The following is a 19,949-nucleotide window of genomic DNA, read 5'->3' on the forward strand; positions in this document are numbered from 1 at the left end:
GAGACCGGCTGGCCTCGAAGCCCGGCGGCGTGCTCCCGAAACGAACGGGGACGCCCCCGAAGCCGATGGCCGTGCCCTCGAAACACCACACAGGAATGCGCGGTTGCGCGGGCCGGCACGGCGAGACACGAACGCGCAGAGTTGGACGTCGGAATTCCCAACGAGATTGATCCCAGGTGCGGCTGGCCTGTTCCGCGGTGGAGTGTCCCACTGGGCGAGGTGCAGCCCCCAAGGCCCCGAGGCGCGGGCATTCGGAGGGACTCTCCTTGGTGCTCTCCTGGCGCCTGGGGCCGTGAGCAGACGCCGGGGTGTCGGCTGCCCACCCGGCAGGAGCTCAGTGCGGGAGGAGCCTTCCCTGGCGATTCGTGCCAGCCGCTCGTCGCCCAACGGAGGGCACTCCGGCAGGGCTCCGCCACAGTCACGGACGGGGCAAAGCAACCGAAGCCCTGGTGAGGAGGGGTGCACGGTTCCACATCGGGCCGCCCCGCACCACGCCCAGCAGCCGCTTCGGACGCGCCGGAGGTGATGTGGCGTTCGTCACATGGGTGAGAGCGTCGTCGCGTCAGCCACCGGGCTGGCGGCCACCACGCGGGAGGCCGACACGGCTCTGCGACTCCGCGTACGGCCCTAAGCGGAATCTCTGGCTGCCTGTTCTCCTGGGCGCCGCACCCGCGTGCGGGCCTGCCTTGGCTCCCGGCCCGGAGCTAAGAAGGCATGTGACCTAGGTGCATCCCGTACGCGATGGTGCAGGACGGAGTCGTACGCGACCGGGGACGTTCAGTGGTACGTCCCCCTCCTTGAGGAGGGGGACGGCTGCGTCAGGCGGCGGGCTGTAGGACGGTGTGGACGGCGGCGAGGGCCTGGAGCCGGTCGGCCACGGCATCCGGGCCGAGAGCCGCAAGGGCCCACAGGGCACTGAGCTGGCTGCCGGAGGAGCAGATATTGATCAACGGCGGCCGGAACGGCGCCACGGCGATGTTCCGGGCAGCGAAGCGTGCGGGGTCGAGATAGGTCATGCCGCCGGTCCCGCACAGATACGCGCGGGCGCCGGTCGCGGCGGAGAGGTCCGCGAGCCGGACGGATCGGCCCGGCCGGGAAGGGAGTTGGCTGCTGGTGAGGATCTGGCCCTTCCAGCCGAGCAGGTCCAGCAGGACGCGGGTGGAGATCTCGGCGACCGTCGCGGTCCGGCCGGTGGTGAAGGCGTCCAGCACCGGGCCCAGGGCCTTCGCGAGGGCGGGCCAGTGGGGGCTGGAGCCGTAGTGCTGCCGCAGCGTCCCGGCGGTTCGGCGGCAGGCCAAGGCAGGGTCGTCGATCCGGGCGTCCCGGATGAGTGTGGGCCGCCCATTGGGGAGGTGGGTCGGGATGGTGAGCCACTGCTGGTGGGCCGGGTCGTCGAGGTCGGCGAGGCGGGCTCGGTGCTGGTAGTCGCGGCGGGTGAACTGCACGTCGTCCAGGACGATCCAGTAGTCCGCCGCGAACAGCTTGGCCAGCGTCGTCAGTCTCGGGAACACATTGGGCTGGTGGATCGCGCACAGCCCGCCCGGGGCGGGCAGGTCACGAGGTGATGAGGCGGCTGGTGAAGCCGTCGGCGATGAGGGATTCGTACGCGGCATGCACGTCCTCCGGGACCTCCTGCTCGGTGGCGAACCCGAGCTTCGGATACTCGATCACCCGCTGGAGATCACCGACGAGCATGTCCAGGACGAGCTTCTCGTCGCCGATGGACTTCAAGTAGTCGTCGAACTCCAGCGGCTCCGACGCGCACAGGATCTCGACGTCGGGCCACAGCTTGCGGGCGGTCGCGAACGATCGCCTCTCCATATAGGGCTTGGACACCAGCAGCACCGTGGTCGGGTGGATTCCGGCGTCGGTGATGGCCTCACGCGAGAGGGTGATGTTCTGCCCGGTGTTCCCGGCGTTGGGCTCCAGCACGATCGCCTCGGCGGGGACGCCGAGGTCGATGGCGTGCTCGCGGAAGTGGACGGCCTCGCCGCGCGGGAAGACCTTGGCGGTGGTGGGGCTGTTGCCGCCGGTGAAGACCAGGGCCTTGAAGAGCCCGGCCTGATACAGCTCGGCGGAGTAGGTGGCGACGCCGAGGTCGTGGCTGCCCAGCCCGATCGCCACGTCGACGGGCCGCAGTTCGTGGTTCATCTGGTGGTAGTCCCAGATCAGCTTGGCCTGGCGCCACTGGTCCTCGGTGATGGCCTGCTGGTTGTCGCTCACGCGTTGTCTCCCTGGTCACCGTTGCCGGGGGCCGGTCGGCCCCTCGCTCATGGCCTTGATGCCCTCGATACTGCGCAGCTGGTGCACGAGTCCGTACTGCGCGGCCACCTTGGCGGCCTGGTCGAGGACGAGGTGTCCATCATCCCGGGTCGCCGCGTCGGAGAGCAGGATGTGGCCATGAGCGGTGTCCAGTCGCACGCGTTGCATCGGTGATTCGGTGGTCCCGCTGTTGCGGGCGATGTCGATGAAGTGCAGGGCCTGGGTGAGGTCGCCGGCGCCGCGGCGGGCGAGGGCGAGTTTCTGATGGGCCACCGACCAGTCGTCGGGTTCCTGGAGGTCTTCGAAGTCGCGGGTCGCGGCCTGCATGACGCGGGTCGCATAGTCGTGGTTGCCGTCCTTGCTCAGCGCGGTCCCCACCCACAGCCGGGCCCTGGCACGGTCGCGACGGGAGAGCCGGTCGTCGACGGCGAGGGTCTCGTAGTTGCGGGCGGCGATCTCCAGCTTCCCGGACATCTCGGTCACGACCGCGAGTGACAGATCGAGCTGGGCGACGCGGCGGGGAATGTCGAGCTGGGTGAAGACGGAGCGGGCGCCGGCATAGGAGTGCTGGGCGGAGAGCGGGCCGAGAACGACGCCCTGGTCACGCTTGAGGTCGCCGAGCAAAGCCGTCGAGCGGGCGAAGAGATACAGGCCCTTGTCGTCGAGCTCAAGGGCCGTGAAGCGGGTGAGCCACCGGCTGAGCAAGCTGTCGGCGAAGGCGAAGTTCTGCCGGGACAGGGCGACCACGACACGGTCCAGATCGTCGGCCCACGATTCGTACTCCCAGGCCCGGGGACCGGAGGCGGTGACGCGGCGCCGGGCAGCGGTCGCGGCGTTGGACGTCTCGGACAGGAGTGTCTCGAAGCGCAGGTGAACGGCGGCGTCCGCACGGCCGAGCGCGGTGTCGAGGATGGCCTGGGTGTCGGGTCTGGGCTCGGTGGCCGCGAGCTTGGACTCCCACTTGGACACGGTCGCAACCGCCAGGCCGAGCTGCTGGGCGAAGGCCCGCACGCTCAGACGCAGGGCGAGACGCAGGGCCCTGGCCTCCAGGCCCGTCCAGTGATGCACGGTCGCCACGCGTCACTCCCTTCCGCCAGTCATCGAAGCACGGTGCGTGCAGTCGGCGGGACGAAAGTGGAACGCAAGTAGAACAGGGGGTGATTGGCCGGGAGTTGGTCAGCATCCACACTCAAGACGTCACCCCTTGTCGAGCCTTTTGGACGGTCTTCAGCATGGAACCCCTCACGGAGAATCGCCCGGTCAACGGCCCGGTCGTTTACGGCTTTCTGCGACTGGTGCGGGTCTCCGCCGCCCGGAAGGCGGCGCTGGCCGCCTCTCTTGCCGAGTACTGCCGCAACCACGAACTGCAGCTGTCCGGACTGTTCACCGACCGCGACGTGAGTTCCGGACCCGACTCGGCGGCGTTCGCCCGGCTGCTGGACGTGCTGGCCCTGCCGGACGTCTATGGAGTGATCTCCCCGGCCATGTCGCACCTGGGGCCGAAGGCCATAGCTGCCGAACGCGGCCGGCGGATCGAGGCGGCCGGCTCCCGGCTGCTGCTGGTCCGCGGGCCCCGCCCCGCACACCCGTCCGTCTCCCGCGGCGGCCCGGTCCGTCGCCGCAGTCCGGGATCCACCCGCGTCCTGGACGCCGAGTCGTGAGGGCCACGATGACCGAAACGACCCAGCGGTTCTTCGAGCCCCGACCCGAATCGATCGGCCAGGCACGGCAGTTCACGACGGACGCTCTGGCCGAGTGGGGCCTTGAGGGCCTTGCCGAGGACATCCGGCTCTGTGTCTCCGAGCTCGCCACCAATGCCCTCGTCCACGCAGCCGTCGACGGCCACGGCTTCCTGGTCAAGCTCGATGCCGACGAGGAAGTCGTACGCCTGGAAGTCCACGACAGCCGCCGCCAGCACCCCAAGGCCCGCCAGGCCGCCGACACGGACACCTCCGGACGCGGCCTGACGCTGGTGAGCGTGCTCGCCGACGGCTGGGGAGTCCAGGACCACACCCCGTCCGGAAAGGTCGTCTGGTCCTGCTTCAAGTCTGCGGGAGGGGCGGCGTCATGACCGTCATCCTCACCCCGCCAGATCCGGAACTTCGGCTGCTGGTCTCCCTCGCGTCCTGGACCTGGCCGGGCACCGGACCGGACGGCCACGATTTCGCGCACATCCTGATCACCCACACCCCGGCCCTGGCCATCCCCGACACCGTCGAGGCCCGGATGCGGCGGCTGTCGGACAGCCTCGGCTCTCTGGCCGGCCCCCGGGAGGTCGTTCCGGAGATCGACCGGTGCCTGCAGATCGTCGGCGACCAGGTGCTGGTGCACATCCCCGGCGCCTCTCGCCGGCTGCGGCTGCTCACCCGCCGGGCCTGGACCGAACTGGTCGCCCACAACGGTGACGCCGTCCTCCTGCTCGGGCTGGACCCACTGCCGCAGACCGCCGACGCCGCCCGGCTCGATGCCTACCTGGACACCGCCCTCGCGGCCGAGCAGCTGCTGTTCGGACGCGCCCGCACCCGCTGAACCCCGGACTTTCCGCACGGCCCCCGGATGGAACGGATGAGAGGGAACTGCCATGGAAACCTTCGAACGCGCCCGCTTGGACACCTACTTCGCCCGGATCGCCACCCAGTTCGCCCCGGACGAGCAGACCGCATCGTTCCTGATCACGCACCTGCTGCCGGAGCGGCCCGCGTTCGTCCAGGCCGTCGCCGCGATGACCCGGCTCACCGCGGTGCTGCCCAAGCCGAAGTCCATCCACCCGGCCGCCAAGCGCGAGGTCGAGCAGACCGTCCCCGTCGACATCCTCACCCGCGAGATGTTCACCGAGCCCGATGACGCCCTGGACTACCTCGAATCCCGGGCCGCAGGCGAGACGGCCTGCCTGCTGGACGTCGGTGGCTACTTCGCCCCCACCCTCGCCGAGGTCCACAGCCGGTTCACCGGACGGATCGCCGGGGTGATCGAGGACACCGAGAACGGGCACCGCCGCTACACGGACCTCGACAAGCTGCCCTGCCCCGTCATCTCCGTCGCCCGCTCTCCCTTGAAGGACCCCGAGGACTTCCTCGTCGGACAGTCCGTAGTCTTCTCCACTGAGGCCGTCATGCGCGGACGCGGCGACATCCTCCACGGCCGCCCCGCCCTGGTGATCGGCTTCGGGAAGCTCGGCAGTTCGATCGCCCGGCTTCTGCAGGCCAAGGGAGTGCAGGTCACCGTCTTCGATATCGACCCCGTCCGCCGCACCCAGGCCCTCTCCCAGGGCTTCACCGTCGCCCGCGACCGCGAGACCGCCCTGACCCGTGCCGGCCTTGTCCTCTGCGCAACCGGCGCGATCTCCCTGCGCGGCGAGGACTTCGGGCATCTCCGCAATGGCGCCTACGTTGCCACCGTCACCAGCAGCGAGGACGAACTCGACCTCGCCGGACTCCCCGACGTCTACACCCGCACCATCGTCGGCGAGCACGTCACCCGCTACCGGACCACCGGCCACTACTTCTATCTGGCGAACGGCGGCAACGCCGTCAACTTCATCCACGGCGCCAGCGTTGGGCCATTCATCTTCCTGGTCCAGGCCGAGATCCTCGCCGCGATCAGGATGCTCACCCGCCAAGACCTCGGCCCCGGTATCCATGAGGTCCCCGCACCCGACCGCGAAGCCATCGCAGCGACCTGGCTCTCCTACTTCAACAGGTGATCACCATGACCATCACAGCCGACCACATCCGCAACACCATCGCCGCCTACCTCGACCAACACCCCGACGATGAGCGCGAACTCGGCGTCGTCCTCGGCTTCCTGGACGATGGCCACGACCTCACGCACCGCACCACGCTGCCCGGGCACGTCACCGCCGGGGCGATCCTCGTCGGCCCCGACGGCCGCATCCTGCACATTCTTCATAACACGACCCAGAAGTGGCTGCTGCCTGGCGGCCATCTGGAGGCTTCGGACAACACGCTCCTGCAGGCCGCCAGCCGTGAACTGGCCGAGGAGACCGGCATCCCGCCCCACGTCGTCACCCCGCACGGCGAAGTCCCGCTGCACGTCGATGTCCACCCCATCGACGCCAACCCCGCCAAGGGCGAGCCCGCCCACCAGCACTTCGACTTCCGGTTCCTGTTCCGCACTACCGCAGACATCGGCGACTTGCAGACCGAAGAGGTCTCCGAGGCCGCCTGGCGCAATGCCGACGAGATCACCGACTCTCAACTGCGATCCCGCATCACCGCAGCCCTGCGCTGAACCCCCCCGGCGGGTCTGTAAAGCGAGCGGTGTAACTGGGTTTGGTGTGGCTAGAGTTGGCCTGCGGTGAGGCGGCCGTCGAAGGCGTTCATGGCGCCCTTCCAGCGCATGGTCCAGCGTTTGCGGCCGGCGCCGGTCGGGTCGAGGCTCATGACGGCCATGTAGACACATTTGAGGGCGGCCTGCTCCGTGGGGAAGTGCCCGCGGGCGCGGACGGCCTTGCGGATGCGGGCGTTGACGCTCTCAATGCTGTTGGTCGTGCACACGATGCGGCGTATTTCTGCATCAAACTGAAGGAAAGGCGTGAACTCGGGCCAGCTGGACTCCCAGAGACGGACGATCGCCGGGTACTTCTTGCCCCAGGTCTCGGCGAATTCCAGGAACCGCGTCGTGGCCGCGTCCTCGGTCGGCGCGGTGTAGACGGGCTTGAGCGCCTTGGCGATCTTGTCCCAGTCCTGTCGGGCCGCGTATCGAAATGACGCCCGCAGCAGGTGAACCACACACGTTTGCACCACGGTTCGCGGCCAGACCTCACCGACTGCGTCGGGCAGTCCCTTCAACCCGTCGCAGACCAGCATGAGGACGTCTTCGACGCCCCTGTTCTTGAGCTCGGAGAGCACTCGAAGCCAGTGTTTCGCGCCTTCGCCGCCATCGCCTGCCCACAGGCCGAGGATGTCGCGGTGCCCCTCGGCGGTGACCGCCAGGGCCACGTAAATCGGCCTGTTCGCTACTTGGCCATCGCGAATCTTGACGTTGATAGCGTCAATGAAGACGACCGGGTAGACGCGGTCTAGCGGCCGGTTCTGCCATTCCGCCATGCCATCCATCACCTTGTCGGTGATCGTGCTGATGGTCGTCTTGGAGACGTCCGCGCCGTAGACCTCGGCCAGGTGCGCGGAGATCTCCCCGTGCGTGAGGCCCTTCGCGGACAGCGAGAGCACCATCTCGTCCACGCCGGTCAGCCGGCGCTGCCGCTTCTTGACGATGGCCGGCTCGAAGGAGCCCTCCCGGTCGCGAGGCACGTCGATCTCGACCGGCCCGATGTCCGTCAGCACCGTCTTGGACCGGGTGCCGTTACGGGAGTTGCCGCCGTCCTTGCCCGCCGGGTCGTGCTTGTCATAGCCGAGATGGTCGGTGATCTCGCCCTCCAGGGCGGACTCCAGAACCGCCTTGGTCAGCTGCTGCAGCAGCCCGCCCTCGCCGGTCAGCTGCAGCCCCTTGCTGCGGGCCTGCTCGACGAGCTGGTCGATCAGTTTCTGCTCGACCGTCGCAGCCTCCGGCGACGGATCCGCCTGGTCGGCGGCGGCCACGAACTCGGTCACGGTGTCAGTCACTTGATGTCTCTTCCATGATCATCAATTACACCGGTGAGCGTACAGACCCAACGCCGGGACGAGCCCCGCCCGCCCAGCCGCGTCAGCTACTCACTCAAAGTCACGCGGAACCCAGGACACCCACCCTCACCTGCGGAAACGTCCTAAATCACCGGCATTGCTGGTCAGAGGCACTTTCTGCTTCCCTGACCGCCTGCCGGACAGCACGCTTCATGAAAGCGCGAGGCTAGAGTTCTCGGTCACATCGGCCCGGCGCACCTCATCGTCCACCGCGACGGGGGCGGGAGAGGGTTACGGGCGGCGGCCCCACGCGGAGATCATCGGGGCGGTGGCCAGGTCGAGCTGTCCGGCCGTGACGTTCGCGAGGTGACGGTCGATCTCCTCGTCGGTGGCGAGCCCCTCCGCCACCAGACGGCCGCGGATCTGCCGTACGGTCGCGGCCTCCAGGACGGCACACGCCGGCGACGTGATCGGGAAGTACGCGTCTGCCCCGACGTCGTCCAGACCGGCCTCCCGCAGCAGCCTGGGCAGGGTCCGCCCGTACGCGAGGTCCGCGCCGCGTGCCGCCATCAGGGTGCGGAAACCGGATCGCAGCCGGTTGGCGAGCCGCTGTTCGGGGCCCGACTCGTCCGGGCACAGCAGCGGCTGCAGCCCCGGGTCGGCGTCCTCCAGGAGCAGCAGGCCGCCCGGGCGCAGCGCCTGGACCATCCGGCGCAGCGCCTCGGCGCGGTCGGGGACGTGGACGAGGACCAGCCGGGCGTGGACGAGGTCGAAGCCGCCGGGCGGCGGCGGTTCGGCCGCCACGTCATGGCGTACCACCTCGATCACGCCGCCGGCGATCTCCCGGGTCCAGGAGATGTCGAGGTCGGTGGCGATCACCGTTCCGCCAGGGCCGACGCGCTCGGCCAGTCCGAGGGGTACGCGGGGGCCGCCGGCGCCGATCTCCCAGCACCGCATGCCGACCGTGATCCCGAGCCGGTCGACATGCCGGAACGTCACCGGGTCGAACAACTCGCTCAGGGCGCCGAACCGGATCCCCGCCTCCGACTGGCGGTTGTCCAGCAGATAGCCGTGATCCGTGCCGTGTTCAGCCATAGGGCGATTCTGGCAGAGGGGCGGACGAGCGGGGCGAACCGGCCGAGGCCCCCGGGGGTTCCCGCGGCCGCCGCGTTATCTTGCTCGGAGGAAAGGCCATCCTGGCATCCCAACAGGGCATCACCGGCGAGGAGTTGAGCATGGGCGCACAGGACGCGCCGGAGGTACCGGACGCGCGGGACACGGCCGGGAGACTGCGGGCGATCAGCGACGAGGTGTCGGACCGTTTCTACGAGCGGGCCGACGTGGTGCGGACGCTGCTGGTGACGCTGCTGGCCGGACAGCACTCGCTGGTGCTGGGCCCGCCCGGGACGGCCAAGTCCGAGATGGCCCGGGAGATCACGGGCCGGGTCGAGGGGGCGGCCTACTGGGAGATCCTGCTGTCGAAGTTCACCGCGCCGACGCGGATGTTCGGTCCCATCGATGTCGCGGCGCTGGCCCGGGGCGAGTACCGCCAGGTCTACGACGGCCGCGCCACGACCGCGCACATCGCGTTCATCGACGAGATCTTCAAGTGCTCCACGGCGGCGCTCAACGAGACGCTGGGCTACCTCAACGAGCGGATCTACCACCCCGAGAACGGCGGCGCCCCGATCCGCTGCCCCCTCATCGGGGCCATCACGGCCAGCAACGAACTGCCCGGCGGGGAGGACTCGGCGGCGATCTACGACCGGCTGCTGGTGCGGATCGAGGTCGGGTACCTGGCGGACCCCTCGAACTTCGCGGCGCTGGTCCGCTCCGCCGCCGGCCGCCCGGCGGCAGCCGCCAGGACCACCGTCGAACTGGCCGCGCTGCGGCACGCCGTGACCGAAGCCGTGCCGGCCGTGCAGGTCCCCGACACGATCGTGGACGCGGTGTGCACGCTGCGGGCCGCCCTGCGCCGCAAGGAACTCGTCGCCTCCGACCGCCGCTGGCGGCAGGCGGTGAGCCTGCTCCAGGCGTCCGCGTACCTCGACGGCCGCCCGGCGGTCGCCGAGACCGATCTGTCGGTGCTGACCCATGTGCTGTGGGACTCCCCCGCCCAGCGGCCGGCCGTCGAGCGGGAGGTGCTGCACCTGGTCAACCCCGACGCCAAGGAGGCGCTGGACCTGGCCGACACCGTCGACGAGCTGGAGGCCCAGCTCGACGCGATGGCCGGGCAGTCCCGCGAGGCGCTGAGCGAGTGGGTCATCAAGCAGGCCCACAACAAGCTCGCCATGGCGGGGAAGCGGCTGGAGAAGCTCCGTGAGGAGGCGGCGGGCGCCGGACGCTCCACCGCCGCCATCGACCGGGCCATCGGCCGCCGGCGCGCCGTCCGCGCCCGTGTGCTCACCGAGGCGCTCGGCATGGACGCGAGCATGGTGCAGGCCCAGCTCTGAGGACCGGGGGACCGAAACGATGGACGGGACACCGCGCACGCTCGACGAGCTGGCGAGCCGGACCGGGAGATGGCTGGGCCTGTCCGCCGCCGCTCCCGGGCTCCACACCACGGCCGTGGTCGCGGACCGGTTCGACCGGATCGCCTGGCGCGACACCTACGAGCAGTCGGCCGGGCTGCGCGAACTGGCCGAGGAGCTGACCGGGCACCACGGCGGCGCCGCCGCCGACCTCCTGACCGATGTGTTCCTGGCCGCGTACAAGACGGCCCCGCGGTTGCGCGAGGCCGCGGAGATGGACCCCTCCCGGCTGGTCTGCCACGGGATCATCACCGCTCTGACGCGGGAGCGGGCCTACGCCGAACTGCGCCGGGAGACGGCCGGCGACCCGTACGCCGCCGCCATGGCGGTGCTCGCCCAGGCCGCCGCGGTGCGCCGGCTGCTGGCGGGTTCCCAGGACGCCCGGGACCGGGCCGAGCAAGCGGGGAGGGCCCGGCAGGACGCCGCGGACGCGGCGGACGCCGTGGGCGAGGCGCTGGACCGGGCCGCCGAGACGGCCGCCGCGGACGGCACCGTACCGGCCCCGGCCGCCGACGCCGTACAACGAGCGGTCGAGGCCGCCGAGGCCGCCGCACGCCGGGCCGCCCAGGACGCCGGGAATGCCGCGCGGGCCCTCGCGGCGGCGTCCCCCGGTATCCGGGCGGGCGCGGGGAGCGCGGCGGCGCGGGGAGCCGCCGCGGTGCGTCAGGAGGCCACGCTGATGCGGGCGTGGGGCGTCGCCCCCGGCGAGCTGGAGCGGATGCCGTTCGACCGGCGCGCCCGGCTCGCCGAGCGGCTGCGCACCGGCCGGCTCGCGGAGTGGGCCGAGCTGATCGGCCGGTTCCGGCAGATGGCGGGCGGCGAGCGGGCCCGCAAGGTGGAGAACGCCACCGGGGAGCTGGTCGGCGTCACGCTCGGCGACGACCTCTCCCGGGTCATCCCCTCCGAGCTGGCCCACCTCGGCCTGCCCGAGCTGCGGGCGGTGTTCGCCACGCGCTACGCCGCCGGGGAGCTGATGCTCTACGACAGCCAGGGCGAGCAGGCCACCGGCCGGGGCGCCGTCATCGCGTGCGTGGACACCTCGCACTCCATGTACATGTCGGGGCCCGGCGGGGTCACCCGGGAGGCGTGGGCCAAGGCGTGCGCCCTGGCGCTGCTGGACCAGGCCCGCCAGGCCCGGCGCGACTTCGTCGGCATCCTGTTCTCCGCCGCCGGCAAGATCCGTGTCTTCCGCTTCCCGGCCGGCCGGGAAGCCGCCATCCACGACGTGCTCGACTTCGCGGAGACCTTCCTCGGCGGCGGCACCAGCTACCAGACGCCTCTGACGGCGGCCGGCGAGCTGCTGGCGGAGGAGTTCGACGACGCCGCCCGGATGCGCGGCGACATCGTGATGATCACCGACGACGAGTGCGGGGTCACCGAGGAGTGGATGCGGAGCTGGAACGAGGCCAAGCACCGGCTGGGCTTCCGGGTCTTCGGCGTGGCCATCGGCGCCCCGCGCGCCGCCGCGGCCGACTCGGTCCTGGACGCCCTGTGCGACAACCTCCGCTCGATCGACGACCTGACCGACGTGCACGCCGCGGCCGACCTCTTCCGGGTGATCTGAGGGTCGTATTCCGGGTGATCCGAGGGGCACACCGGGGCTGTGGAACGCGGAAGCCGGGGCCCTGTGCTCCGGAGGGGGGTCAGGAGATATCTTGATGTCGAGCAATGTTGCAGACGTATGTTGCAGACGTGGAGCGGAGCACCGGTGACTGACTCGACCATCATCTATACGCACACCGACGAGGCCCCGGCCCTGGCGACGTATTCGTTCCTGCCCGTGGTCGAGGCGTACGCCTCGACGGCCGGGGTCTCGGTGGAAACCCGCGACATCTCGCTGGCCGGACGGATCATCGCGGGCTTCCCCGAGTGGCTCCAGGACGGCCAGCGGGTCGATGACGCGCTCGCCGAGCTGGGCGAGCTGGCCAGGACTCCTGAGGCCAACATCATCAAGCTGCCGAACATCTCGGCGTCGATCCCGCAGCTCAAGGCCGCGGTCGCGGAGCTTCAGGGGCAGGGCTACGCGCTGCCGGACTACCCGGACGACCCCAAGTCCGACCAGGAGAAGGACGTCCGCGCGCGGTACGACAAGGTGAAGGGCAGCGCCGTCAACCCGGTGCTGCGCGAGGGCAACTCCGACCGCCGCGCCCCCGCCTCCGTCAAGAACTACGCCAAGGCGCACCCGCACCGCATGGGCGCCTGGACGGCCGACTCGAAGACGAACGTGGCGACCATGGGCGCCGACGACTTCCGTTCCACGGAGAAGTCCGCGGTCGTCGCCGAGGCCGGTTCGCTCCGTATCGAGCTGGCGGGCGAGGACGGCTCCACCACCGTGCTGCGCGACTCGGTGCCGGTCCTCGCCGGTGAGGTCGTGGACGCGTCGGTGCTGCGCGTCGCGGCGCTGCGCGAGTTCGTCGCGGCGCAGATCGCCCGCGCCAAGGCCGAGGGCGTGCTCTTCTCCGTACACCTGAAGGCCACGATGATGAAGGTCTCGGACCCGATCATCTTCGGCCATGTCGTACGGGCCTTCTTCCCGAAGACGTTCGCCGCGCACGGCGCCACGCTCGCCGCGGCGGGCCTGACCCCGAACGACGGTCTCGGCGGCATCCTCAAGGGCCTGGAGTCGCTGCCCGGGGGCGAGGAGATCGCGGCGTCCTTCACCGCCGAACTGGCCGAGGGCCCCGCCCTCGCGATGGTCGACTCCGACCGCGGCATCACCAACCTGCACGTGCCGAGCGATGTCATCGTCGACGCCTCCATGCCGGCCATGATCCGTACCTCCGGCCACATGTGGGGCCCGGACGGCGCCGAGGCCGACACGATCGCCGTCCTCCCGGACAGCAGCTACGCCGGGATCTACCAGGTCGTCATCGACGACTGCCGCGCCAACGGCGCCTTCGACCCGTCGACGATGGGCTCGGTGCCCAACGTCGGTCTGATGGCGCAGAAGGCCGAGGAGTACGGCAGCCACGACAAGACCTTCGAGATCGCCGCCGCAGGCACCGTCCGTGTCGTGAACGAGGCCGGCGAGGCCGTGCTGGAGCAGCCGGTGAACGCCGGTGACATCTTCCGCATGTGCCAGACCAAGGACCTGCCGATCCAGGACTGGGTCAAGCTCGCCGTCACCCGCGCCCGCGCGACCGGTGACCCGGCCGTGTTCTGGCTGGACGAGGGGCGCGCGCACGACGCGAACCTGATCGAGAAGGTCAAGGCGTACCTCCCGCAGCACGACACCGACGGGCTCGACATCGAGATCATGGCGCCGGTCGAGGCGATCGCGTTCTCGCTGGAGCGCATCCGGCGCGGCGAGGACACCATCTCCGTCACCGGCAACGTGCTGCGCGACTACCTGACCGACCTGTTCCCGATCCTGGAGCTGGGCACCAGCGCCAAGATGCTCTCGGTCGTCCCGCTGATGAACGGCGGCGGGCTCTTCGAGACCGGCGCCGGCGGCTCCGCGCCCAAGCATGTGCAGCAGCTCGTCAGGGAGAACTACCTGCGCTGGGACAGCCTCGGCGAGTTCCTGGCGCTCGCGGTCAGCTTCGAGCACCTGGCGCAGACGACGGACAACCCGCGCGCCCAGATCCTCGCCGACACCCTCGACCGTGCGACCGGCTCCTTCCTCAACGAGGACAAGTCGCCCAGCCGCAAGGTCGGCGGCATCGACAACCGCGGCAGCCACTTCTACCTGGCGCTGTACTGGGCCCAGGAGCTGGCGAAGCAGACGGAGGACGCGCAGCTCGCCGAGGCGTTCGGCGCGCTCGCCAAGACGCTGACCGAGCAGGAGGGCACGATCGTCGACGAGCTGATCGCGGTCCAGGGCTCGGCCGCCGAGATCGGCGGGTACTACCGGCCCGACGCGGAGAAGGCCACGGCGGTCATGCGCCCGTCGAAGACCTTCAACCAGGCGATCGCCACGCTCGGCTGACGCCTTCCCCTCGCGTACGGCACCGCCCCGGCCCGGCTTCGCGCCCGGCCGGGGCGGTCGCGTTGCCCCCGGTGGCGGGAGACGGCCGGACAGCGCCCTCTCCGAACGGCCGGGTCAGCCGCCCGTCACCTCCACGGAGAGGTCGTTGTCGAGCGTGTAGTACGGCCGTACGGTCGCGCCGCCGAGCGTGGCGGCCGTGTAGACGAAGATCTTCTTACGGTCCGCGACATCGTCCAGCAGCCGGCCCATCCGTATCGGTGGACCGCCCCCGGCCCGCTCCACGTAGAGGTCCCACACCTCCTGACCCGATCCGCCCGCGTTCAGCAGCTCCCGGTAGTCGACGGCGAAGGAGAAGTCCCCGCCGTCCCGGCCGCCCTCCGCGCGGGGCCCGATCCGCAGGGCCGCGCCGTCCCCGCCCCGGCGGCGCAGCAGGACCGTCGCCCCGGCGGCGGGACCGGCGCCGTGGAGCCGCGCCCGTACGGTCAGGGTGTGGCCCGCGACATGGACCTCGCCCGCCTCGGCGTGGCCGGGCCGCAGCCAGGTCCGTACGGCGAGATAGCGGTCCGCCGTGGCGTACGGGATACGGACGGCCAGCGGTACGGCGGCCGGTCCGGCGGGGCGCCCGGCCACCAGCGCGCGCAGGTCCCGCAGCCCGGGGAGGAGCCGCTGCCGCGCCTCCTGGTGGTCGCCGGAGTCGGGGACGACATAGGTGTCCCAGCGGCCCTCGGCGAGCACCGGCTCCGGGTCCAGGACGGCGCGCAGCCGGTCGGGGCCCGCCGGTTCCAGGTCGAGGAGGTGCCGTACGGTCTCGGGCTGCCCCTTCTTCGGGCGCAGCCGCAGCAGCAGCCGGGGGTGCGCGCCGTCGGGCACCGTCAGATGGACGTTCCAGGTGATCCGGCCCGAGGCGTCCACGGTGCAGTCGGCGCGGGGCCGCTCGACGGGCGGGGCGGGCCGGGGCCCGGCGGGCGGGGCGTGTTCCGTCGTGCTCATCGGCCTGCCTTCCGTACGGTCCTGAGGGCGGCGCCGGCCAGGACGCGGGCGCTGTCCTTGGCCGCGTAACCGCCGCTGATCAGCGCGCGGACCGGGCCGCCTGCGGACCGGTCGGCCGGTTCCTCGCCGCGGCGCGCGGCGGCGAGGTCGTCGAGGAGCCGCTCGGCCCGCGCCACGACGGGGCCGGGGGCGTAGCGGCGGGAGTTCTCCAGCGCCGCGCGGCCCATCCGGCGGCGCCGTTCGTCGTCGCCGACGAGCGCGAGGAGCGCGGCGGCCAGGGCGTCCCGGTCGCCGACCGGCACCAGCGTCCCGTCGACGCCGTCCCGGATGATCTCGGCGGGGCCGTAGGGGCAGTCGGTGGCGACGACGGGCAGGCCGCAGCGCATCGCCTCGACGATGGTCATGCCGAACGGTTCGAAGTTGGAGGCCATCACGCCGATGGAACCCTTGACCCACTCGGCCTCCATGGGGGTGGCCGAGCCCATCAGGAAAACGTTGTCGTGCAGGGCGAGGCCGTCGATGAGCGCGCGCAGCCGGGCCTGTTCCTCGCCGCCGCCGTAGACGCGCAGCCGCCAGTCGGGGTGGCGGGCCGCCACCTGGGCGAAGGCCTCGATGATCAGGTCGTACCGCTTGACCGGGACGAGCCGGCCCGCGGCGACCACGACGCGTGCGTCGCCGTCGGCCGGTGGCAGGGCCGGGTCGGGGACGCTGTTGGGCAGCGCCTCCACCCGGACCCCCGGCAGCCGCATCTTGCGCCGGTAGGCGTCGGCGTCGGCCTCGGTGACGGTGGTCAGCGCGTCGAGCCGGGGGTAGGCGCGGCGCAGGACGTTCCGCAGCCGGGGCGAATGGTTGTCCAGCGTCAGGTGTTCCTGCCCGATCCGCAGGGTGCGTTCGGGGGCCTGGAGCGCGATGTGGACATTGAGCCCGGGGCGGGTGCCGATCACGGCGTCGGAGTCCAGCTCCGCCAGGCAGGCGCCTATTCGCTCGTCGGTCAGCTCGCTGTACTGCCCGTAGCGGTACTCGGAGGACGGGTAGGTCCGCGCGGGGCGCGCGTAAGCGGGGTCCTCCCGCTCGGTGCGGAGGTCGACGAGGGGGCGCAGGGTGACCCGCGGGTCCGGTGTGAGGTTCGGGTCCTCACGGTGCCGGAACACGGAGATGATCTCCACCTCGTGCCGGTCGGCGAGCGAACGGGCCAGGTTGTAGGTGGTCGTGATGGTCCCTCCGATCCCGTAGGCGTTGTGGATGAGGAAAGAGATCTTCATACGCGTGAAGACTGGTTTCGCGGGGTATCGGTTGTGCGCGTTGCCGCTTCGTTTGCCGTCCGTTCGCTTCCCGTGACGCGTCCGGACACCCGCGTACCCGGGCTGCGATCGGCCCGCCCGGTCCCGCACCTTCGCCGCGCGCGACCGCCCGGTCCGGCACGTTCGCCGGGCCCGGTCGGTCGGTCCGGTGCGCCCGGCCGCCGGGAAGCGCCGTCCCCGGGACCGGGCGGATACTGGAGGGGAGGAGGTGCACCATGCGCAAGGTAGCCGACTGCCGGGATTTCCCGAGCGAGACGCAGTGCTCGCTCGCCATCACCGGCGAGGAGGACGAGGTGGTCCGCGCCGCCAGCGAGCACGCCGTCTCCGTGCACGGCCACGAGGACAGCCCCGAGCTGCGGCAGCAGATCCGGACGGCGCTGAAGGACGAGATCCCCCAGCACGCCTGACCAGGACCGGCCGTCCCCCGTCCGCAGCACATCCCCGATCCGGGGCCCGCGGTCAGCTCGCAGGAGCGTCCGAGGGCCTCGCCCCTACCACGAACATGGCCCCGAACGGGTCGGTGATCTCCGCGATCCGGCCGTACAGGATGTCCTCGGGATCCTTGACGGCGCCGCCCGCCGCCCGCGCGCGCTCGGCCGCGGCGTCCGCGTCCGCCACCTCGAAGAGGGTTCCCCAGACGGCGGCAGGGGCGCCGGGAACGCCCAGGATGCCGCCGATCTCGTGGCCGTCGGGGCGGCGCAGGAAGGTGAAGTCCGCGTCGGCCATGTCCTCGTTGCCGTCCAGGGTGAAGTCGAAGACCTTCGGGTAGAACTCCCGTACGGGCGCGGGGTCCGGTGTCGTCAAGTCGTTACGGAGCAGGCTCCCCGGCTCGTTGACCAGCTCGCAGCCGAGCAGCGTGCCGCCCTGCCAGAGGCCGAACGCGGCGCCGCCCGGGTCGACCCCGAAGGCCGACCTGCCCTGCTCCCCCTTGTCCAGCGGCCCCTCGGTGATCGTGCCGCCCGCCTCCGTGACCCGCCGCGCGGTGGCATCGCAGTCGTCGGTGGCGAGGTGGACGCGCCAGTGGGCCGAATCCGGCGAGGCCGGTGCGGGGACCGGGCGCAGCCCCGCGACATGGTGGCCGCGCAGCAGGGCGAGGACGTATCCGCCGGGGCCCGGCGCGCTGAACTCCCAGCCGAACACGGCCCCGTAGAACTCCTGGGCCGCCTCGATGTCCGGGACGTCCAGGTCGATCCATGTCGGGGTGCCGAGCGGCTGGTTGGTCGTGAGCTGGCTCATCATGGGCTCCTTCTGCCGTCCTGTCTGCCTGCGTGTTCGACGCTAGATCGCGTACAGGACAGAACGTGTCCTACATCCCGGGGCCCGGTCCTGCCGAGCCGCCCGGATCGGGTGGATCCACCGGTTCCGGCCGACCGCTGTCGGCGGGGGCTCGTAGAATCGGCGGATGAGCGCTCCCGATTCCGCCACCGTTCCCGAGACAGGCACCGAGACCCCCGCGGGGGCGGACCCCGCGACGGATCCGGGGCCCGGCCCGGGCGCCGGCCCGCAGGCGGGTGAGGCGCTGGAGGTGCTGCGCCGCGTCTTCGGTTACGACTCGTTCCGCGGCAGCCAGCAGGAGATCATCGAGCATGTGGTGTCCGGCGGCGACGCGCTGGTCCTCATGCCGACCGGCGGCGGCAAGTCGCTCTGCTATCAGATCCCGGCCCTCGTCCGGAAGGGCGTCGGGGTCGTCGTGTCGCCGCTGATCGCGCTCATGCAGGACCAGGTCGACGCGTTGCGGGCGCTCGGTGTGCGGGCCGGGTTCCTCAACTCCACGCAGGACTTCGAGGAACGGCGCCTCGTGGAGGCCGAGTTCCTCGCCGGTGAGCTGGATCTGCTCTATCTCGCGCCGGAGCGGCTGCGGGTCGAGGCGACCGTACGGCTGCTGGAGCGCGGCACGATCTCCCTCTTCGCCATCGACGAGGCGCACTGCGTCGCCCAGTGGGGCCACGACTTCCGCCCCGACTACCTCGCCCTCTCCTCCCTCCACGAGCGCTGGCCCGATGTGCCCCGGATCGCGCTGACCGCGACCGCGACGGAGGCCACGCACACGGAGATCGCCTCCCGGCTGAAGCTCCAGGACGCCCAGCACTTCGTCGCGAGCTTCGACCGGCCCAACATCCAGTACCGCATCGCGCCGAAGAACGACCCCAAGCGCCAGCTCCTCCAGCTTCTGCGCGCCGAGCACGAGGGGGACGCGGGGATCGTCTACTGCCTCTCGCGGGCGTCGGTGGAGAAGACCGCCGAGTTCCTGGTGAAGAACGGGATCGCGGCCCTGCCCTACCACGCGGGGCTCGACACCCGGACGCGGGCGGAGAACCAGTCGCGCTTCCTGCGGGAGGAGGGGCTGGTGATGGTCGCCACGATCGCCTTCGGCATGGGCATCGACAAGCCGGACGTGCGCTTCGTCGCCCATCTCGACCTGCCGAAGTCCGTGGAGGGGTACTACCAGGAGACCGGGCGCGCCGGGCGGGACGGGCTGCCGTCCACGGCGTGGCTCGCGTACGGACTCCAGGACGTGGTCCAGCAGCGGAAGATGATCGACACCTCGGAGGGCGACGAGGCGCACCGGCGCCGCCTCGGCGCGCATGTGGACGCGATGCTGGCGCTGTGCGAGACGGTCGAGTGCCGCCGGGTGCGGCTGCTCGCGTACTTCGGGCAGAAGAGCACCGCGTGCGGCAACTGCGACACGTGTCTGACGCCCGCGGAGTCCTGGGACGGCACGGTCCCCGCGCAGAAGCTGCTCTCGACGGTCGTCCGGCTGAAGCGCGAGCGCAACCAGAAGTTCGGCGCCGGGCAGATCACCGACATCCTGCTGGGGAAGAAGACCGCCAAGGTCATCCAGTTCGACCATGACGCGCTGAGCGTCTTCGGTATCGGTGCGGAGCTGCGCGAGGCCGAATGGCGCGGGGTGGCACGGCAGTTGCTGGCGCAGGGGCTGATCGCCGTGGAGGGCGACTACGGGACCCTGGTGCTGACGGAGGAGAGCGGCGAGGTGCTGGGCGGCCGGCGGCCGGTCATGCTGCGGCGCGAGCCCGAGAAGGCGGCGCGGCCCGCGCGCGCGGAGAAGGCGTCCAAGCAGCGTTCGGCGCCGGTGGACCTGCCGGAGGAGGCGGTGCCGGTCTTCGAGTCGCTGCGCGCCTGGCGGGCCGCCTCGGCGAAGGAGCAGGGCGTGCCCGCGTATGTCATCTTCCACGACGCGACGCTGCGCGAGATCGCGGTCCTGGCACCGTCGACGCTGGCGGAGCTGGGGACGGTGACCGGGGTCGGCGAGAACAAGCTGGCGAAGTACGGGGAGCAGATCCTGGAGACGCTGGGGACGGCGTGAGCGGCCCGGCCGTGTCCCGGCGGGTGG

At 71.2% G+C, this 19,949-nt stretch carries 18 protein-coding genes; 10 read left to right on the forward strand and 8 right to left on the reverse strand.

Going from position 1 to position 19,949, the window contains the following annotated elements; genetic code table 11:
• Positions 1 to 818: 818 nt before the first annotated feature.
• From ACIQ7D_RS20070 to ACIQ7D_RS20080, 3 genes are read right to left on the reverse strand one after another with little or no spacing between them, the layout of a single operon-like run.
• Positions 819 to 1,511, reverse strand: a complete 693-nt coding sequence (locus ACIQ7D_RS20070) for a WbqC family protein (RefSeq protein WP_403939320.1) — start codon at positions 1,509 to 1,511, stop codon at positions 819 to 821.
• 43 nt (positions 1,512 to 1,554) lie between these two features.
• Positions 1,555 to 2,223 carry a YdcF family protein gene (locus ACIQ7D_RS20075; RefSeq protein WP_403939322.1) on the reverse strand — a complete coding sequence of 223 codons (669 nt, stop codon included), beginning with the start codon at positions 2,221 to 2,223 and terminating at the stop codon, positions 1,555 to 1,557.
• Positions 2,224 to 2,238: 15 nt separating this feature from the next.
• Complete coding sequence (locus tag ACIQ7D_RS20080; protein WP_364807325.1) at positions 2,239 to 3,339, reverse strand: hypothetical protein; 1,101 nt, start codon at positions 3,337 to 3,339, stop codon at positions 2,239 to 2,241.
• 155 nt (positions 3,340 to 3,494) lie between these two features.
• On the opposite strand from ACIQ7D_RS20080, the gene ACIQ7D_RS20085 reads away from it, so the two are divergent.
• From ACIQ7D_RS20085 to ACIQ7D_RS20105, 5 genes are read left to right on the forward strand one after another with little or no spacing between them, the layout of a single operon-like run.
• The gene (locus ACIQ7D_RS20085) at positions 3,495 to 3,923 is read left to right on the forward strand and encodes a hypothetical protein (protein ID WP_403939324.1); all 429 of its coding nucleotides are present in this window, start codon (positions 3,495 to 3,497) and stop codon (positions 3,921 to 3,923) included.
• 8 nt (positions 3,924 to 3,931) lie between these two features.
• Positions 3,932 to 4,333 (forward strand): ATP-binding protein, encoded by a 402-nt coding sequence (locus ACIQ7D_RS20090; RefSeq protein ID WP_403939326.1) that lies wholly within the window; start codon positions 3,932 to 3,934, stop codon positions 4,331 to 4,333.
• A complete protein-coding gene (locus ACIQ7D_RS20095) occupies positions 4,330 to 4,791 on the forward strand; it encodes a hypothetical protein (RefSeq protein WP_403939328.1) in 462 nt (153 codons plus the stop codon). Before ACIQ7D_RS20090 ends, ACIQ7D_RS20095 begins: the two co-directional genes overlap by 4 nt.
• 52 nt (positions 4,792 to 4,843) lie before the next feature.
• The gene (locus tag ACIQ7D_RS20100) at positions 4,844 to 5,965 is read left to right on the forward strand and encodes an adenosylhomocysteinase (RefSeq protein ID WP_403939330.1); all 1,122 of its coding nucleotides are present in this window, start codon (positions 4,844 to 4,846) and stop codon (positions 5,963 to 5,965) included.
• A 5-nt stretch (positions 5,966 to 5,970) separates the two neighbouring features.
• Positions 5,971 to 6,513 (forward strand): NUDIX hydrolase, encoded by a 543-nt coding sequence (locus tag ACIQ7D_RS20105; protein WP_403939331.1) that lies wholly within the window; start codon positions 5,971 to 5,973, stop codon positions 6,511 to 6,513.
• Between the two features lie 50 nt (positions 6,514 to 6,563).
• Here the strand turns inward: ACIQ7D_RS20105 and ACIQ7D_RS20110 are convergent, their stop codons facing one another.
• Both ACIQ7D_RS20110 and ACIQ7D_RS20115 read right to left on the reverse strand, forming a co-directional pair.
• On the reverse strand, positions 6,564 to 7,766 hold the full coding sequence (locus ACIQ7D_RS20110) for an IS256 family transposase (protein ID WP_403939681.1): 1,203 nt from the start codon (positions 7,764 to 7,766) through the stop codon (positions 6,564 to 6,566).
• Positions 7,767 to 8,138: 372 nt separating this feature from the next.
• Entirely contained in the window at positions 8,139 to 8,942 is an 804-nt protein-coding gene (locus ACIQ7D_RS20115) for a class I SAM-dependent methyltransferase (protein WP_403939333.1), read from the reverse strand.
• A gap of 140 nt (positions 8,943 to 9,082) precedes the next feature.
• Here ACIQ7D_RS20115 and ACIQ7D_RS20120 point away from each other — a divergent pair, with 140 nt between their 5' ends.
• From ACIQ7D_RS20120 to ACIQ7D_RS20130, 3 genes are all read left to right on the forward strand, one after another.
• Positions 9,083 to 10,300, forward strand: coding sequence for an AAA family ATPase (locus tag ACIQ7D_RS20120; RefSeq protein WP_403939335.1), 1,218 nt, complete (start codon positions 9,083 to 9,085; stop codon positions 10,298 to 10,300).
• A gap of 19 nt (positions 10,301 to 10,319) precedes the next feature.
• Positions 10,320 to 11,942, forward strand: coding sequence for a VWA domain-containing protein (locus ACIQ7D_RS20125; protein WP_403939337.1), 1,623 nt, complete (start codon positions 10,320 to 10,322; stop codon positions 11,940 to 11,942).
• Between the two features lie 144 nt (positions 11,943 to 12,086).
• Complete coding sequence (locus ACIQ7D_RS20130) at positions 12,087 to 14,306, forward strand: NADP-dependent isocitrate dehydrogenase (RefSeq protein ID WP_403939339.1); 2,220 nt, start codon at positions 12,087 to 12,089, stop codon at positions 14,304 to 14,306.
• A gap of 114 nt (positions 14,307 to 14,420) precedes the next feature.
• Here ACIQ7D_RS20130 and ACIQ7D_RS20135 read toward each other — a convergent pair whose 3' ends face one another.
• Entirely contained in the window at positions 14,421 to 15,296 is an 876-nt protein-coding gene (locus tag ACIQ7D_RS20135) for a transferase (protein WP_403939341.1), read from the reverse strand.
• Positions 15,293 to 16,558 carry a glycosyltransferase family 4 protein gene (locus tag ACIQ7D_RS20140; protein ID WP_403939343.1) on the reverse strand — a complete coding sequence of 422 codons (1,266 nt, stop codon included), beginning with the start codon at positions 16,556 to 16,558 and terminating at the stop codon, positions 15,293 to 15,295. The genes ACIQ7D_RS20135 and ACIQ7D_RS20140 overlap by 4 nt, the downstream gene beginning before the upstream one ends.
• 254 nt (positions 16,559 to 16,812) lie before the next feature.
• Between ACIQ7D_RS20140 and ACIQ7D_RS20145 the strand changes: the two genes are divergently transcribed.
• Complete coding sequence (locus ACIQ7D_RS20145; RefSeq protein WP_403939345.1) at positions 16,813 to 17,004, forward strand: DUF1059 domain-containing protein; 192 nt, start codon at positions 16,813 to 16,815, stop codon at positions 17,002 to 17,004.
• A gap of 52 nt (positions 17,005 to 17,056) precedes the next feature.
• On the opposite strand, the gene ACIQ7D_RS20150 is transcribed toward ACIQ7D_RS20145, so the two are convergent.
• Positions 17,057 to 17,833 (reverse strand): VOC family protein, encoded by a 777-nt coding sequence (locus ACIQ7D_RS20150; protein ID WP_403939347.1) that lies wholly within the window; start codon positions 17,831 to 17,833, stop codon positions 17,057 to 17,059.
• A 166-nt stretch (positions 17,834 to 17,999) separates the two neighbouring features.
• Here ACIQ7D_RS20150 and recQ point away from each other — a divergent pair, with 166 nt between their 5' ends.
• On the forward strand, positions 18,000 to 19,922 hold the full coding sequence (gene recQ, locus ACIQ7D_RS20155; protein ID WP_403939349.1) for a DNA helicase RecQ: 1,923 nt from the start codon (positions 18,000 to 18,002) through the stop codon (positions 19,920 to 19,922).
• The last annotated feature ends 27 nt before the right edge of the window (positions 19,923 to 19,949 follow it).

Origin of the sequence: Streptomyces sp. NPDC096310 (assembly GCF_044763125.1) — a bacterium.
Taxonomy (GTDB): domain Bacteria; phylum Actinomycetota; class Actinomycetes; order Streptomycetales; family Streptomycetaceae; genus Streptomyces.